Annotated in this window: 2 protein-coding genes, 2 pseudogenes and 1 riboswitch; of the genes and pseudogenes, 2 read left to right on the top strand and 2 right to left on the bottom strand. The window is 53.2% G+C overall.

What is annotated here, in order from left to right; translation table 11 throughout:
* Window positions 1–260: 260 nt before the first annotated feature.
* On the bottom strand, window positions 261–470 hold the full coding sequence (locus tag WCC56_RS10110; RefSeq protein ID WP_424692240.1) for a YdgH/BhsA/McbA-like domain containing protein: 210 nt from the start codon (window positions 468–470) through the stop codon (window positions 261–263).
* Between the two features lie 208 nt (window positions 471–678).
* A pseudogene (locus WCC56_RS10105) lies at window positions 679–825 on the bottom strand (antibiotic biosynthesis monooxygenase); the annotation flags it as partial.
* A 178-nt stretch (window positions 826–1,003) separates the two neighbouring features.
* Window positions 1,004–1,098, top strand: a riboswitch (guanidine-I (ykkC/yxkD leader).
* Window positions 1,099–1,160: 62 nt separating this feature from the next.
* Here WCC56_RS10105 and WCC56_RS10100 point away from each other — a divergent pair.
* On the top strand, window positions 1,161–2,216 hold the full coding sequence (locus WCC56_RS10100; protein ID WP_424692239.1) for a putative urea ABC transporter substrate-binding protein: 1,056 nt from the start codon (window positions 1,161–1,163) through the stop codon (window positions 2,214–2,216).
* A gap of 16 nt (window positions 2,217–2,232) precedes the next feature.
* A pseudogene (locus WCC56_RS10095) lies at window positions 2,233–2,396 on the top strand (ABC transporter permease); the annotation flags it as partial.

The following is a 2,396-nucleotide window of genomic DNA, read 5'->3' as shown; positions in this document are numbered from 1 at the left end:
GGAGAGAAGTGCGCTGATTGAACTGACCTGATCCCTGTTTATTAACTCAGTGCGATCTTTGTGATGCTTCCATCGGTTGAACTCAAAGCTCAAAGCGGACAGCTATCTGCGCCGGGCTGCTTAATGTCAGAAACGCACTTAGTGCATTTTAGGTGGGGGTGCAACTGAGGGTATGTTCAGGTCAACCGGGTAGCGGGTACAGATCAAAAAAGGCCGCCACACGGGCGACCTCTTAGGGCTCTTAATTTTGCAACCATCCGTTATTTATACAGCTGTGCGGTCATGTACACGCGGTTATTGCTGTTTACGCTGGTGATTTTGTACTGGTCGCCGTGCTGCTGTGCCTGTGCGGCGATTTCAGCTTCTGCACTGGCCAGGGTAGAGGAAGTAACAGAAACGCTCTGGGCGAAGCTGCCGAACGAAATCAGGGACAGGGCAGAAACTACAACTAAAGTTTTGATGGATTTCATGGCTAAATTCCTTCTGGATTTTTAAGTTGTGAAGGCTGTTCGCCTCCGATGAGAAGAATATTAATCCACAAGGGTTTTTAGTGATAGCGGAGGTATTTGCTTATATCTGTCAAAAAAAATGAACGAAAATCGAGCGATGTTTGGCGGTGAAGATCATGGATGTTATGTTCAATAGGGTGATCTGCAGGGTCACCTTAAGATATGGCCAGAGTGGTGTAACGACTTCAACCTCGTGCTGAAACACGTAGGGATCTGAAAGCAACTCAAACTCTTCGTCATCCGGGTAAGTTACGGCCACGTTATCGTTCTCGCCTGCTAATTCCTTCACCGCATCGAGATCCTGCCAGTAAGTAGCACCCCGTTGCTCCGTATCAGTGCCCGAGCGCCTCTTTATCGTGCATTACTGTCATCACGACAACCCATTTTTTTGCACAACTCCCCTTATAACAACAGATTACAAACCTGGCATCACTCTTGCGTGTATTACGCTATGCAGGAGCGATGGCGGGTGACCGGTATCGCCACACAATATGAAAATGGGTCACTAGGGTTCCGGTCGAAAGATGCTGGTCCGAGAGTGACCGACCGCCCTCTGGCGGTTACACGGCGGGACAAAAGCCCGGGAGGATAGCGCGATGTTACTCGCTGCCTCCTGCTTTTATTTCACTCGCCAACGTCAGAGGAACCATCATGATCACAGCCTTCAAGCGTCTGCTTCTTCTCTGTGCCCTCGCACTGTTCAGCGTCAATGCCCTTGCGGCAAAGCCTGCCTTTAAGATTTGCTGGTCTATCTACGCCGGATGGATGCCCTGGGACTATGCCCAGCAAAGCGGCATCGTCAAAAAATGGGCGGACAAATACGGCATCGATATCCAGTTCGTGCAGGTGAACGACTATATCGAGTCGGTAAATCAGTACACCTCCGGCGGCTTTGACGGCTGCACCATGACCAATATGGATGCGCTGACCATTCCAGCCAGCGGCGGCGTGGACAGCACAGCGCTGATCGTCGGGGACTACTCCAACGGCAACGACGGTATTTTGGTGAAAGGCGCAGACAGCGTGGCTTCGCTGAAAGGCAAACCGATCAACCTGGTTGAACTCTCCGTTTCTCATTACCTGCTGGCCCGCGCGCTGGATAAATCCGGCATGAGCGAAAAAGACGTGAAGGTGGTGAACACCGCCGATGCCGATTTGGTCGCCGCTTTCAGCACGCCTGACGTTGGCTCAATTGTTACCTGGAACCCACTGCTGGCCGAAGCGGAGAAGCAGCCGGACAGCCATCTGGTGTTCTCCTCTGCTCAAATCCCTGGCGAAATCCTCGATCTGTTAGTGGTCAACACGGCCACGCTGAAAAAACACCCTGAACTGGGTAAAGCGCTGACCGGTGCCTGGTACGAAACGCTGAAAACCCTGTCCGGCAAATCACCTGAAGCGATCAAAGCCCGCACGCAAATGGCTGAAGCCTCCGGCACCGATCTGGCAGGCTTCGATCAGCAGCTGGCCGCCACGCACCTGTTCAGCGATCCCAAGCTGACCCTCGACTTTATCGACACGCCACAAATCAAAGCCACCATGCAGCTGGTTGCCGAATTCTCCTTCAAGCACGGCCTGTTGGGCGAAGCAGCACCAGGCGCGGACGTAGTTGGCATAGCAACGCCTGCGGGGAACTGGGGCAATGCGGGCAACATCAAGCTGCGCTTTACCGATGAGTACACCAAGCTGGCTGCGGCTAATCAGCTGTAACCCGGAGGAACGCCTGATGCGCAAGATGATCAATTACCAACCGGTGCCAATGGCCCGTTTCATGATGGGATTTCTGCCGCTGCTGGCGTTGCTGCTGGTTTATCTGATGGCTTCTGATGCGCGGCTGAGCCTGAACTCAGCCGACAAACTGCTGCCGGGCTTTAACGCAATGGGTCAGGC

It is taken from the genome of Erwinia sp. (genome assembly GCF_049696395.1).
Lineage (GTDB): Bacteria > Pseudomonadota > Gammaproteobacteria > Enterobacterales > Enterobacteriaceae > Erwinia.
Note: the sequence above shows the minus strand (reverse complement) of the source record. Positions and strands in the feature narration are given on the sequence as shown.

What these genes read in the sequence shown, in the direction of transcription:
- WCC56_RS10100 (WP_424692239.1), top strand. Translation starts at nt 1,161, where the DNA reads ATGATCACAGCCTTCAAGCGTCTGCTTCTTCTCTGTGCCCTCGCACTG.
- WCC56_RS10110 (WP_424692240.1), bottom strand. Translation starts at nt 470, where the DNA reads ATGAAATCCATCAAAACTTTAGTTGTAGTTTCTGCCCTGTCCCTGATT.